Annotated in this window: 15 protein-coding genes; all 15 read right to left on the bottom strand. The window is 30.2% G+C overall.

The genetic code is table 11. The annotated features are described in order from the left end of the window. Positions 1-970 precede the first annotated feature (970 nt). The gene (locus HM981_RS17120; protein ID WP_179340023.1) at positions 971-1513 is read right to left on the bottom strand and encodes a hypothetical protein; all 543 of its coding nucleotides are present in this window, start codon (positions 1511-1513) and stop codon (positions 971-973) included. Positions 1514-1925: 412 nt separating this feature from the next. Next, entirely contained in the window at positions 1926-2510 is a 585-nt protein-coding gene (locus tag HM981_RS17115; RefSeq protein WP_179340022.1) for a methyltransferase family protein, read from the bottom strand. A 53-nt stretch (positions 2511-2563) separates the two neighbouring features. Continuing rightward, positions 2564-2980 carry a Fur family transcriptional regulator gene (locus tag HM981_RS17110; protein WP_013994522.1) on the bottom strand — a complete coding sequence of 139 codons (417 nt, stop codon included), beginning with the start codon at positions 2978-2980 and terminating at the stop codon, positions 2564-2566. A gap of 2 nt (positions 2981-2982) precedes the next feature. Beyond that, positions 2983-5145, bottom strand: coding sequence for a TonB-dependent receptor (locus tag HM981_RS17105; RefSeq protein WP_246286352.1), 2163 nt, complete (start codon positions 5143-5145; stop codon positions 2983-2985). A 76-nt stretch (positions 5146-5221) separates the two neighbouring features. Further along, a complete protein-coding gene (locus HM981_RS17100) occupies positions 5222-5539 on the bottom strand; it encodes a DUF6660 family protein (protein WP_013994520.1) in 318 nt (105 codons plus the stop codon). Between the two features lie 347 nt (positions 5540-5886). Then, positions 5887-6354, bottom strand: a complete 468-nt coding sequence (locus HM981_RS17095) for an RDD family protein (RefSeq protein WP_179340020.1) — start codon at positions 6352-6354, stop codon at positions 5887-5889. A gap of 6 nt (positions 6355-6360) precedes the next feature. Next, positions 6361-6762 (bottom strand): hypothetical protein, encoded by a 402-nt coding sequence (locus HM981_RS17090; RefSeq protein ID WP_126590678.1) that lies wholly within the window; start codon positions 6760-6762, stop codon positions 6361-6363. Positions 6763-6983: 221 nt separating this feature from the next. Further along, positions 6984-7424 carry a nuclear transport factor 2 family protein gene (locus tag HM981_RS17085; protein WP_179340019.1) on the bottom strand — a complete coding sequence of 147 codons (441 nt, stop codon included), beginning with the start codon at positions 7422-7424 and terminating at the stop codon, positions 6984-6986. A 16-nt stretch (positions 7425-7440) separates the two neighbouring features. Beyond that, positions 7441-8652 (bottom strand): DUF6596 domain-containing protein, encoded by a 1212-nt coding sequence (locus tag HM981_RS17080; protein WP_179340018.1) that lies wholly within the window; start codon positions 8650-8652, stop codon positions 7441-7443. Next, a complete protein-coding gene (locus HM981_RS17075; RefSeq protein WP_179340017.1) occupies positions 8642-8989 on the bottom strand; it encodes a YciI family protein in 348 nt (115 codons plus the stop codon). Before HM981_RS17075 ends, HM981_RS17080 begins: the two co-directional genes overlap by 11 nt. Before the next feature lie 542 nt (positions 8990-9531). Continuing rightward, positions 9532-9984: a hypothetical protein gene (locus tag HM981_RS17070; protein WP_179340016.1), complete on the bottom strand. Its 453-nt coding sequence runs from the start codon at positions 9982-9984 to the stop codon at positions 9532-9534. A gap of 142 nt (positions 9985-10126) precedes the next feature. Continuing rightward, positions 10127-10696, bottom strand: coding sequence for a hypothetical protein (locus HM981_RS17065; RefSeq protein WP_179340015.1), 570 nt, complete (start codon positions 10694-10696; stop codon positions 10127-10129). Between the two features lie 130 nt (positions 10697-10826). Continuing rightward, positions 10827-11318 carry a hypothetical protein gene (locus HM981_RS17060; RefSeq protein WP_179340014.1) on the bottom strand — a complete coding sequence of 164 codons (492 nt, stop codon included), beginning with the start codon at positions 11316-11318 and terminating at the stop codon, positions 10827-10829. Positions 11319-11470: 152 nt separating this feature from the next. Then, entirely contained in the window at positions 11471-12313 is an 843-nt protein-coding gene (locus HM981_RS17055) for a hypothetical protein (RefSeq protein WP_179340013.1), read from the bottom strand. 169 nt (positions 12314-12482) lie between these two features. Further along, complete coding sequence (locus tag HM981_RS17050; protein ID WP_179340012.1) at positions 12483-13175, bottom strand: hypothetical protein; 693 nt, start codon at positions 13173-13175, stop codon at positions 12483-12485. Between the last annotated feature and the right edge of the window lie 208 nt (positions 13176-13383).

The raw sequence follows: 13383 nt of genomic DNA, 5'->3' as shown, positions 1-13383 counted from the left end.
AGTGTTCATTTTGTGTTTTCATAAGTGACTATAATTAATGGTTTAATTTTTAGTCAACCTATTTCAGGAAAGTTCAGTTTCGGCATTAGTGCCAACGGTTTTGTGTATGGTTAGTTGCGTGTTTAAGCAACTAAATTAGTAAACAAATACGAACCAGAGAAAATTCCGAAGGAATTTTCCAAATAAGCACTTACCAAAGCAATTAATTATACACGGTGTTGGCAACTGGTTTTGTTCTTTTTCATATCGTTTTAATCGTTTTTACTCAAAAGCTCAAAAAAATATCGAATCTCATTCCGCTTTACCGAACGTTTTGTTATTCCAGTATTTTTTCTTGTCTTTTGTTTTTTAATATTGTCAAAATTCCTAATAATATTATAGAAATAAATGTTCCGAGAATATATTTGTCAGGATAAAAGTATTCAGGCAATTTTCTGTATTCAAGCGAAAAGAATAAAACTAGATTACACAAAAAGAAAACGGATAGAAAACTACTAATTATAATTCCAACTTTGCTTTTTGAGTAAAAAAATACGATTAACGAAATCAGAGATAAGATTAGCATTAATTCAGTCGAAACTTCGTGCGCAGAAAAAGGCAATATTTCAGATGCCAAATAAGATAAATATCCGCCTGCTAATCCGAAAACCCATTGTCCAATTGGTGAAGTGATCAAGAAAATCAAACACATAATCATTGGTATTTTGAACTCCTTGTATTTCATTTTCAATTTCGATTCCCTTTTATAATTCCTGCTATTAAAATTCAACAACTTTGATACAATTCCAGATTTTTATTGATTTGTTTAACTTGTTGCCAACGTGTTTATATATGGTTTGTTGTGTGTTTCAAGCAACTAATTTAATAAATAATTACTGACAAAGAAAATCCGCGAGGATTTTCGTAAGTAGGCGAGAACCAAGCAATAAATTATATATGGTGTTGGCAACTGTAATTTTTTCATTTCAACTTATTGAATACTGTCTAAATATATGTAAGCTATTTCGGGTTTTCCAACTTTGTATTTTACTAAATATATTTTATCTAAATCTATTCCGTTTTTTAATTCACAAGATTGTCTTCTTTCGTACTTTTTTCCACCAACAGAATATTCAAAAAAAACTCTGTTACTATTAAATAAATCCTCTTTAAGGCTTATAGAATTCGTTTTTTTATAATTTCCATTCAGTACAAATTTTTCATAATTAATTATTATATCTTCTTTATTTTTTGGATTATAATGAATGACATAATATTCCGAATTTTGTATATTATTTACTTGGCTTTTTATTTTACTATAGTTTCGACCGTCAATTGTATAATTCCAACTAATGAGTTGTTTGTTTTTATAGTCTAATAAATTTTTGGTTTCAAGTCGACTGTAAGCTACAGTTTCATAAGTGTTTTTAAGAAGTTTAGTATCATTGTCAATTTGATATTTTGGTATAAGGTAAAAAACAATTCCGAATAAAATTAGCATTGTAATATACCAACCTAAATTTTTAATTTTCATTTATTTCCTTGTTAATTATTTCAGAAGATTCTTCTTTCAAAGTTCGAGTGAGTTATAGTTGCCAACGGTCTAGTATATGAAACGTAGCGTGTAAAAAGACACTATCGTTTCGGATTTAACACGAGCCGAATTATTATTTTTTCTATTTATCTTTTAATTTCTAAATATACAAAAATAAAAATTTGGTGGACTTAATAAAGAAGTAAAAACCTCTTGGAAAGCCTGTAATAGCTATGTTTTATATACATTGTTGTGCATAGTGCTTTTCACGTTCAGCTTGGTTTTCCGATGTTTGTTATTTAGTTCAAATGTGAGCGTTGGCAAGACATACTCTTTTACAGTTTTGGTGAAGCTTGGATGATGCGACTGGAAATGTGTATGGCTTTAAGCGTTGGCAATTTTACGTTAATTATTAAATCCATCGTCTTACTTTTTTTGCGTATTCTTTATATTCATTTCCGAATTCACGTTTTAAAAATTCTTCTTCCAAACGTATTTGTGTATTTATGCTTAAAGTAGATAATGAAATTATTAGTAATGTAAATGCATTAGGAATTACAAGGAATAACCCAATATTCGTAATCATTATTCCTAAAAATATAGGATTTCTTGAAATTGAAAATATTCCTTTTGTTACCAATTTGGTTTTGTTGTTTTCATCAATTCCGATTCTCCAAGAATTTGCCATTTGGCTTTGAGAAAACCAAACAAAAATCAGCGATACTAACAAAAGTACCCATCCAATTTTCTGTAAAGTTTGATTTTCCAAATACCAAAAAGGAAGTAAATATTCATACCATTCTTCTTTGAAAGCATAGATTCCTACAACAATTAGCTCAAGAACTGTGATAAATTTAAAAACCTTACCATTATAGTCGTGTGCATTATCTGTTTTTTCAAATGTGAATGGATTTATTCCAGTTTTTTTCCAAAGTAATAAAGACCTTAAAACAAAGACCAATAAAAAATACAATATGAGATAAGCGAATAATAACATAATTTCTAATTTTATGTAAAAATGCTATAATAACCAATGCAATGGAAGTGCATTTATTGTCCGCTACATTTATCGCAAATGCCTTTTACAACCAAGTTTACGTTTTCTGAAACAAATCCATCAGGTACTTTTATTTGAGGGATTTTATGTTCTGTTAAACAAATGGTTTCGTTACAGTTATTACAATGAAAATGTAAATGCAAATCGGTTTCAATCTCACAATTACAACCTTTCTCACACAAAGCATATTTCGTAATTCCTGTGCCATCATCTATTTGATGCACAATTTCTTTTTCTTCAAATGTTTTAATAGTTCTGTATAATGTTGTCCTATCTGCTTTCTCAAAAGCATTTTCTATATCACTTAATGTAACTGCAACTTGTTTTTCGGCAAGGAACTTATATATTAATAAACGCATTGCAGTTACTCGAATATTTTTTGATTCTAAAAATTCTTCAATTGTTTTCATAATTAATCGTGGTCTTCGTTTCCAAATGGTTTAATAATAATTCCAACGCTAAAAATAAAACCATCAGTTGGCGCATAGATTTCTGGAAATTCTGGATTTTCGTGTGGTGGTAAAACCAAAGGTGAAAACCTACTTTGTCTTCTGTCTGTGAAATTTTCAAAGTTCACAAATGCACTACCAAATTTAAAATTACGCATTAAAAGTAAACCCATAGTTACAAAATCTGTCGTTTCTGTTCCGTTTGATAAAAACTGTTTTCCTGTATAAAATGTTTCGTAGCCAATTCTCCATTTATCAGATTCGTACATCAAAACACTTCCTGCGTTATGTTTTGCAGTTAATGGTTTTTGTGGATTTCCTGCCAAATAGTTCAATTTAGTGTCTATAAGTGCATAATTTAAAAACCATCTAAAATCTTTATAAGTAAACTTTATATTTGTTTCTGCGCCTTTGCTTAAAATTTCATCAGTTGCATTTTCAAATGCAAACAAACCATTATTTGTACTATTCAATAACAATCCGTTGTTAATTGCTGTGACATAGAAAAGTTGATTAATTGAAAAGCCAATATTTTCAAATAAACGTGTTTGATAGTTGAAATCAAGATTTACACCATAAGAACGCTCTGCCTTTAATGAAGATTTATCAATGCCAAGTACATTTTCAAAGTTTATAAATTCAGCCTCTTCTGTAAAAATATCTGGAATTTTGTAACCTAAACCACCACCAATTCTGCTTGAAAATCCGCTATCATTTTTATAAAGCAATGAAATTTTTGGAAGTGGAAAAAAACCAAAATCAGTATTGTAATCTGCTCGCAATCCAGTTTCTAAAATCCAATTCTCGGAAAGGTCATAAATATTGTTAGCAAACATTCCGTAAGTGATGTCTTTTTGGTCACGTTGTAAAGTTGCATTATCATTTTCGTCAAAGTTTGAAGTATATAAATTTGCTCCAAAAATCCAATCTGCTCTTGATGTTTCTCTTTGATAAGTGATTTCCGTAAAAGTGTTGGTTTGTTTACCATCAAAATTGAAATCGGGAATCGTTAAATTTCTATCGAAAAAGGATAAACTATTTTTAATGTTTAAAGAACTAATAGAATCTATTTGAGTTTTGTAAACTGCTTGACTACTCAATCTTTTTGAAATGTTTTCCTCTGTGTATTGATGAATTCCATTTTCGCCACTTTCTATTTTAGTAATGTCTCCACCAATTCTATCGTCATAAGTTCCGTTTAGACCAAACCAAAACGTAGTTTTATCAGAAGGATAATAAAAGAATTTTGGATTAAATGAAATAGATTTAGTTTTTGGTAAATTACTAAAACCATCATCTTCTGGGTCATAAGCTTTTTGATAATGACCTGAACCGTAAAGCGAAATACCAAACTTTTCATTCCGTTTGCTGTAAAATACATTTGTAGTACTTCCTAAAGCTTGTGTTTGTGTAAGCATAACGTCTAAAGCAGGTTCTTCGTCAGGTGTTTTTGATACCATATTTATTAAGCCTGCAATTGCTCCACCACCATAAAGTGTAGATGAACTTCCTTTAATAATTTCAAATTGTTGCAAATCTAAAGGTGGAATTTGTAAAATACTCAAACCACTTGAAAAGCCTCCGTAAAGTGGAAATCCATCTCTCAAAAGTTGTGTGTAACGACCATCAAGACCTTGAATTCTAATGTTTGTACTTCCACTACTTAAAGATGTTTGTTGCATTTGTATTCCTGTGCTTTCACGAAGCACCATTGAAATATTTGTTGGATTCATAATTGCTTTTTCTCCCAATTCCTCAACTCCAATAAATTCAATTCTTGTTGGAATTTTTTTTACGGTTCTTGTACTTCTTGAAGATTGTAATACAACTTCGTCCAATTCGTTTCCTCCACTTTTTAATTTGAAAATCAAGTCTGAATTACTTGGGATTTGAATAGTTGTTTTTAGAGTTTCAAAGCCTAAAAAAGAAACTATGATAATATGTTCGCCATTCGGAATTTCGTTAAAAGTTGCAATTCCGTCAAAATCGGTTACTGCTCCTTTTTCTAATTCCTCAAAATATACTGTTGCTCCAAATAACGGTTCGTTTTCGGATTCTGAAGTTACCTTTATTTGTATATCAGATGTTTGCGCTTTTATAGAAAAGCACGTTATAATTGTGAGCATTGCGCTCAATATGTATTTATTCATTGAAAATGTAAATATTAATTAACTTTAAAATTTTGACTTTTAGTCGATATTTTTAGCTAATTAATTGTGGCGGTTGCCAGATATTGGAATGAAAGTTAAATCTGTAGATTGATTGATAGACAGATAATATTTCTGTAGAGATTTGATTATTAACAACTAATTCAAAAGTTTGAATTGGTTCATATGTAATTGCGATTCCGCAACAATTACAAATACAAGTTATTGGACAAGTATCATCACTATCATTTTGATGATTGTGTTCAGCAGATATTTCTTCTTGATGTTGGTCTTCGGCATTATTTCCGTCAGAACAAGGTTTAATTGACAAACCAAGAATTAATAATGATAGTATGATAGTTATAAATTTCATTGGCACAAAGATAAATAAATTTCAATGCAATGGTGTTGCAAAGTTTTTTATTCCGATTGTCAAGAATGAATTTAGCGTTGGCAAAGAAACAGCTCTTTTGTTTTTTTAAGCGTTGGCTTTTCGCGTTGGCAAAAAAATAAATGTGCTGTTTGCGCGTTGGCTTTTTTAGTTCAAATGTTGATGTTTAGCACGATTTCCGCATTATGCACAACGTATTTGTGTATGGTTAGTTGCGTGGTTTAGCAACTAAATTAGTAAACAAATACGAACCTGAGAAAATTCCGAAGGAATTTTCCAAATAAGCACTTACCAAAGCAATTAATTATACACGGTGTTACCATACGTTTTTATTCCGCTTTTAATTCAGTCAGAGATTTAATTGGAACAACAATAGTTTTCGCCCATAAATCTCCAACTCTTTGGTTCAAATCCGTATTCTTAATTGTTACAATTCCGACCAACCCAAAAAAGAACATATCGATTGGGTCAAGTAAATGTCTTTTAAAAGATTCGCCAAAAGTCAGTTTTCGGTTCGTTCCGTTTTTTGGAATCGGTTTAAGGCCGACTAATGAATTTCCGAGTGTTGCTCCGAAACCAGTTTCAAGTCCAACAGTCATAATCAGCCAAAAAATCATAGGTATTAGAGCAGGCAATCCGTTTAATGAATATCCACCTTCGTCATTCGGTTCACCAATTGCATAAATCAAAATGAAAGTTACTGTGTAAATTATAATATAATCCACTAATCCAGCAGCAAATCTGTTTCCAATATTCGGTTCGGTTTTAATTTTATTAGTCAAGTTTGTATCGTTCATATGCTTTTATTCTTTTTCTTTTCTTTCGCTTAATATTTTGTTTATTCCAGCGTATAATAATTCAGGTGTATGTTTTTCCGCAAGCCAAGTCCAAACTTTCTTTTTCTTTTTCTCACTCTTTAAAATCAAAGAGTTATTCTTTTTCTCAACTTCATTAAATTCAGATATTCGAATCTTTTTATATCCGAATAAGTATTGAGTTAATAGGGTTTCATTTTCAAGAATTAAATAAGGTGCTTTTCTTCCTTTGTAATTTTGAGTCAAAGTAACTGTTCCGATTAAAATCCATCCATACTGAAAAAAAAGTCCCATTGAACCTGTAAGCAAGCTCGCAATTCCTATTCCCAATTGTACTATTCCAAGAATGAAATTTCCTTTTAAATGTGAATTAGAATAATTGAATTTCATAGTTTTTCTCAAATGTATGGTAACGGTCTTGTATATGAAACGTAGCGTGTAAATAGACGCTTACTTTTCGGATTATGCACAAGCCAAATTTTTATTTTTCTATTTATCTTTTAATTTATAAATATACAAAAATAAAAATTTGGCGGACTTCGTAAATAAGCACAAACCTTTGGGAAAGCCCGAAATAGCTATGTTTTATATACGTTGTTATGTGCAGGCTTTTATTCCCCAAAGTTGTCAAAGTACGAAAAGTCTTTTGTTATTTTCCCATTTTCGATTGTGAAAATTGTACAAATTGGCAATTCAAATTTCGAGTTGTCAGGTGCAGTTCCGCTTGATATAAATTCTACGATTATATTTTTCTCTCCAGATGGATAAGTTTGAATTACTTTATCTTTTATGTCGGTAAATATTCCATTCAGTTCTGAATACTTTGCAATTATTTCTGCTCTTGTCATTTTTACAATTCCTTCTCCAAGAGTTGGGTCTTTAAATTCAGCCGTTTCAATGTACATTTCCGCCATTTTTTGCCATTCGTGATTATTAAAATGTTCAAAATATTGTTCGACTATTTTTTGGTTTTTGTCTGCTTGTTCGGAATAATTGTTTTCTGTACAAGATATTGTTAATGATAATATCAGGATTATAAGTATTGTTCGCATAATTTTAATGATTTGTTCAGAAATCGCTTGACATATTTTCCAATATGTATTCTCGTCTGATTTTTTGGTTTATATTCTTTAATACTTGGTCTATGATTTTTTCAGATTCCAAGGTTTTAGTGTTTTTGAAAATATTGGCTTTTACCAATGAAAGATAGATGTGTTCGTTTGGCAATTCGTTTTCTACCATTTGTAATAATTCTTTTGCCTCGTCCATTCTTTGTGCTTTGCTTAAAGAGTAACAAAGGTTCAATTTCATAATTGGCGAATTTGAAAGCGAAAGCATTATTTTATAGAGTTTAATAATCTCGTTCCAATGTTTAATGTCATTTTTTGTCGCTGTCATATGTTTGCTTGCAATTAACGCCTCAACATAATACTTATTCAGCTTTTCAGGTTTTTCCAAATAGTGGAAAGCCAATTTTATAAAGTCATTGTTCCAATTCTTTTTGTCTTGTTCAAAAAAGGAAATGATTTTGTCGTTTTTAACTTTTGAGGGAATTCTTGCAAGATGAAAACAAAATAAGGCGAGAAGGTTTTTGGTGGTAGTTCGCTCGAATTGGTCAGACAATATTTTTGCAAGTGCCAACGCCTCTAAACATAAATCTTCATTGATAATAGACTTTATTTTTTCGCTGAAAGAGTCGAAACCGATATTAAAAACTGCATAGAGAATTTCTTCTACGATTGCAATTTCATTTTCGGATACTTGTTTGAAAGTCAAATCAAAATCTGCTCCTTTGGTTGTTTTTCGAAAGTCCTTTTTTGCTCTGCTTATACTTTTATATATTGCATCTTGTGATAATAAAGTGCATTCACTAATTTCTTTGATATGCAGACCGAAAATATTCTTTAGAATGAAAATCACTTTAACTTTTGAAGAAACGTTTTTGGACTTGGCTAAAAACAAAACAGTTTTCAGCCTTAAATCCTCGTTTGGGTTTTCCGTTTCTTCGGTAGATGTAAAATGATTTGCCGTTTGCAATCGGCTTTCTCTTTTTATTTGGTTCAAAACGTCATTTCGAGCAACAATAAAAAGCCAGTTTTCCTTATTGGTCGGAACTTGATTTGGTTTCCAGCTTTTTAAAGACTTGTAAAATGAATTTTGAATTGCATCCTCAATTTCACTAACATAGTTTGCACCAAATTGGCTGAAAAGAGCTGAAAATAATTTACCGTAAAAAGTTCTGTAACTCGATTCTACAACTGAAGCGTTTTTATTCTTCATATTCCATAATCGGTCTTATTTCTGTAGTTCCGCCATACAAATGGCAAGGACAACCTTTTGCCAATTCAATTACGGTTTTTAAGTCTTTTGCTTGCAGTAAATAATAGCCTCCAATCATTTCTTTGGATTCCAAAAATGTTCCATCTTTTACGATACTGTTTTTTCCAGAAATCTGAACGCTATTTTCTTCAAGTCCCTCGCCAGAAATTAGATGTCCCGACTTTCCTAATTTTTCAGCCCAAGCCATATGGGAATTCCCTAATTCCTCCATTTCTTTTGGCGAAAGTTGTTGCATTTTCTCAATGTCTTCGTGAAGTAATAATAAGTATTTTTTCATTTTTAAAAGTTTTAGTTCACTATAAAGACAGTTCGGACTTTCTTTTTTGGACATTTTTTTGCTAAAAATTTGAAATTAGTTCAAATGTTGAATTTTAGCACGATTTTCAGCTTGCACATAACGTGTTTATATATGGTTTGTTGCGTGGTTTAAGCAACTAATTTAGTAAATAATTACTGACAAAGAAAATCCGCAAGGATTTTCGTAAGTAAGCAAAAAGCCAGCAATAAATTATATATGGTGTTGTAACACGTTTTATTTTTTCGTTACTGATTTATATAGTTTGATAATTCCGATTATTATAAAATGTAAAAGCACAAATATTCCTCCATAAAACAAAACAACAAGAGAATTACCATATCTGAAATTTTCTGAATCTGAAAACACATAAATCATTATTGCTAAATAAATTCCAAAAAATAGAAAATTCCATTTGTAGAATGTTTTATTTTCTGATTTTAACAAACCAAAAATCAGAAGCACTAACATTAATAAATATGCAATATAAAGAGTTGTAAATTCGCTATCTGTAGGAAACATTCTTATTTCAGATTTTCATTAATTGTGTTCGATTTCTTTTCAATTGTTATTATTCGACCGTTTTTAATTTCCGCCCTAATTCCAATATTTTTCTTAAAAATTCCGAAATATTTATATTCTTTTTCGCATACTATAACAGTATCAAAATTTTTGTTGTCATTCGTAATTTGAACAACACTGATAATTAGCTTTTTTTCATTCATTTCAACCGCTTTATTTTTTTCAGAGTTTGTGAAAGTAGTCTTGATGAATTCATTTATTTTAATCAAATATTCATTCAGATTTCTGATTAATTCATTATATATTTTTGTTTGATTTTCTAAATTCTCGTTTTTCCCAACATTTAAATATAAATCAAAAAAATCACCATTTTTATTGTACATAATTTCTGAAAAATATGATGAATTAATCAGCGCAAAATTCCGCTTTATTTTTTCGGTTGTTAGAGTTTTCAATTTATGGTTTTTGTTCGATTATCATTGGTTTTAAATGTGTTACAACGTGTTTGTATATGGTTTGTTGCGTGTTTTAAGCACCTAATTTAGCAAATAAAAACCGAATAGAAAATCCGCGAGGATTTTCGTAAGTAGGCTAGAACTAGCAATAAATTATATACGGTGTTGGCAACAGTATTTTTTTATAAATTATTAATTCAATCGTTTTTTTATAAGTTCTATCTTTTAATGAAATCAGCGTTTCCTTTCCGTTATTTTCCATTTTCACAATATTGTCAAAAGTCGGAAGTTTATAAATAGTTCTAAACGGATGTACATTTTCTTTAGGACAAATTATAATCGGTTGTTCCATTTGAGTGAAAAACTGATGTATATTTCCAGATTCAGGTGAATGAAATGAGAAAATCGCTATAATCTGATTTTTGACAACTATAAATCCGTTATTAATTCGTTCAGTTACATTTATTTCCGCAATTTTATTCGCTTTCTCAAATGGTCCCATTTTTTCAATGTTTAAACTTATCCGAGTTTTTTCGCCCAAATCATTTTCGGTCAATTTGAGTTCCTTTAATACTTTGAGCCATTTTTTATGCATTCTGTAATTCATTCCAACTGTGATTGGAAAGAAAATAAAATTCCAAATACGAGAAGCAAAGTGTTTGTTCTTTAACCTATCTCTATATTCAGAAGTAATGAAGTTTTTTAAATGCAATGTCGTTTTTTATATTGTTGCCAACGGTTTTGTGTATGGTTAGTTGCGTGGTTTAGCAACTAAGTTAGCAAACATTTACGAACCCGTGAATATTCCGCAGGAATATTCGCAAGTAGGCTCAATGAAGCAATTAATTATACACGGTGTTGTGTACAGTGTTTTTGTTCAATGCAATAGTTTTCCACAAAATAGTGATTCCGACAAAAAATATAAGCAAACCACCAATTAGAAAAGCTATTCCATATCCTTCGGCGAATAATCCGCAAAAATAATTTAGATATCTGTTTATAATTCCTGTACCGTAAAATCCAGTTAAAGAAATTCCGAAAGTTATTAGTAAAACTATTATTGAGTTTATAATTCCGAATTTATATTTCCAGTTTATTAGTCCAACGATTAATATTCCGATTATAAGACTCGATAAAGTCCAATAAGCTTGGTTTGCGAAGAATTGTCCAATTCTGATGTCAGTTAATGAGTCAAATTTTCCCCAATCCTCACTCATTAGAGCATCGAATTGTTTTCCATTATATGCTATATATAATCTTTTCAATCCGCTAATGATAAAAATTAAAGCCAAACACTCTAATAAAATCAGCTTTATGTTAAATTTCTTCATCATTTTCGACATTGTACACAACGTTGTTGTATAAGCTTTGTTGCGTGGTTAAGCATTGAATTTAGTAAATAAAACACGAACGGCGAAATTCCGAAGGAATTTCCCAAGTGAGCCAAAACCAGCAATAAAGTTTATACGGTGTTGTAGCACGTTATTTATATCCGAACATACTTTCCACTTTCAGTTTTTATATGAAGAAGTTGTATGTTTTTTGTTTTCTGTAATTCTTCTAATTGTTCTTTAGTCAACTTATTTTCTCTTAATTTAAGGTGGAAATTGTCAATTGAAAAGATATTCGATTCAAATAGTTTTTTAAATATATCAAATGACGTAAATTCTTCTTCGTCTAAATCTCCAAAATGGTCAAATGGTTCTGTATAATCTAAACTTCTTAAAGTCTTTATATTATTTGATTTTGATAGATTTAGAATAAAATTTTGATGACCGTAACCTGCTTGAATTGTAAGATTATTGATTTTTATTTTTGGAATCTTAAAAAAGTCTTCATTTGGTGCAGAAGGTAATTCCAAATCTACCAAATTCGGCATTTTTTCAACTAATTTGGCTATCATTCCGTTTTCTTCTCCATATTCACCAATTACACTTTGATTGTGGTCGCCAACCTCTGTCAAAGCAACTTTAAATATCTTTAAATCCTCAAAGTTCACTTCTGAATTAATTATTCTACTAAAATTCCAATCCCTTGTTCCATTTGCACCAGCATCTGGACCAGAAAATATTAAAGAAACTATCTTACTTGGGTTTTCAATTAAGAAGTCTTGAAAAGCACAAAATCCGAAATTAAATTCTTCTGGTTCAAAATTCGATGAATGTATCCTAAAATCATCATCATAACCTTCTCCATAATAGATAATTTCATAAAACTCTCCAATTTTAGAAAAACTGATTCTTGGCGAATACTCTAAAACATAATTATATTCCGCCGAATTATGATAGTTGTAAATTCTATTTTGTAATTCAATTAATTTTTCAGTCATTTTTTCGTAGAGTTCTGTTGAATGTGCTACAACGTTGTTGTATATGATTTGTTGCGTGTTTCAAGCAACTAATTTAGTAAATAATTACCGACCAAGAAAGTCCACGAGGACTTTCGCAAGTAGGCAAGAAGCCAGCAATAAATTATATACGGTGTTACCCAACGTTTTTTTATTCGACTGTTTGTTTTAATTTCCGATTTCCACCATTTAATTCATTCAATTTTCCTTTTTTTAAACGAAATTCCAAATCATTAAATTCAATCCATTTTGCACTCGACAATGCAAAACTAATATCGTCATCTTTATTCAGATTCCGAGACTTTAAAATCAGCGTGTCATTAATGCTTTTCCACAATCCTTCTGTAAAATCAGAACCGTGTCCTTTATTTACCCAAAATTTGAAAGTTCTGTCTTCTTTTAAAATTAGTTTAATTTCAAATCGTTCTTTTGTTCGTCCTTTATATTCTCCATAAAATAGTTTTGTTTTTCTATTTGGTGGCTCAATTTTCATTAATGAATACATTTTACCATTAAAAATTTCGATAAATTTTTCGTCTCGAAAACCATCTGTACAAGTATGGCAAAATTTTAAATTAATAATTTCGATATTGTTTAATCGAATTGTGTCAATCATTTTATCGGGACAACCTGAATAGCCTCCAACAGCACTAACTAAAATTCTTTTTCCGTCAATAAATAGGGCAGTTGCAATTTGCTCAATTTTATTGTCCAACCACTGGTTGTCACTTTCGGTCAGTTTAAAGTCTTTTCTAAATCCGCTATAAATTTTAATACTACTTATTGTATTTAATTCTGATTGTAATAGTTGACTTTCAGGTTTGTTAATTGAGTCAAATTCCAAGTTTTTTGGGATGTAATTTATTAAATCGTAATACTCTTTTTCATACAGAGTTGACGATTCAGGATTTTGAGCAAAAATTAATGTGCTGAAAATTAAGTTTAATATGAAAACGGTTTTTCTCAAATGTTGGGTAACGTGATTGTGTATGGTTAGTTGCGTGGTTAAGCAACTAAGTTAGCAAACTTTTACGAACCCGTGAATATTCCGC

The organism is Winogradskyella ludwigii, from assembly GCF_013403985.1.
Taxonomy (GTDB): Bacteria; Bacteroidota; Bacteroidia; order Flavobacteriales; family Flavobacteriaceae; genus Winogradskyella; species Winogradskyella ludwigii.
The sequence above is the reverse complement of the archived record's forward strand: the minus strand, read 5'-3'. Positions and strand labels throughout refer to the sequence as shown.

Excerpts from the sequence above, each read along its gene's own strand:
- HM981_RS17115 (WP_179340022.1), bottom strand. The coding sequence starts at position 2,510 with ATGTTATTATTCGCTTATCTCATATTGTATTTTTTATTGGTCTTTGTT.
- HM981_RS17075 (WP_179340017.1), bottom strand. The coding sequence starts at position 8,989 with ATGAAAAAATACTTATTATTACTTCACGAAGACATTGAGAAAATGCAA.
- HM981_RS17110 (WP_013994522.1), bottom strand. The coding sequence starts at position 2,980 with ATGAAAACAATTGAAGAATTTTTAGAATCAAAAAATATTCGAGTAACT.
- HM981_RS17080 (WP_179340018.1), bottom strand. The coding sequence starts at position 8,652 with ATGAAGAATAAAAACGCTTCAGTTGTAGAATCGAGTTACAGAACTTTT.
- HM981_RS17055 (WP_179340013.1), bottom strand. The coding sequence starts at position 12,313 with ATGACTGAAAAATTAATTGAATTACAAAATAGAATTTACAACTATCAT.
- HM981_RS17085 (WP_179340019.1), bottom strand. The coding sequence starts at position 7,424 with ATGCGAACAATACTTATAATCCTGATATTATCATTAACAATATCTTGT.
- HM981_RS17120 (WP_179340023.1), bottom strand. The coding sequence starts at position 1,513 with ATGAAAATTAAAAATTTAGGTTGGTATATTACAATGCTAATTTTATTC.
- HM981_RS17060 (WP_179340014.1), bottom strand. The coding sequence starts at position 11,318 with ATGATGAAGAAATTTAACATAAAGCTGATTTTATTAGAGTGTTTGGCT.
- HM981_RS17100 (WP_013994520.1), bottom strand. The coding sequence starts at position 5,539 with ATGAAATTTATAACTATCATACTATCATTATTAATTCTTGGTTTGTCA.
- HM981_RS17105 (WP_246286352.1), bottom strand. The coding sequence starts at position 5,145 with ATGCTCACAATTATAACGTGCTTTTCTATAAAAGCGCAAACATCTGAT.
- HM981_RS17090 (WP_126590678.1), bottom strand. The coding sequence starts at position 6,762 with ATGAAATTCAATTATTCTAATTCACATTTAAAAGGAAATTTCATTCTT.
- HM981_RS17095 (WP_179340020.1), bottom strand. The coding sequence starts at position 6,354 with ATGAACGATACAAACTTGACTAATAAAATTAAAACCGAACCGAATATT.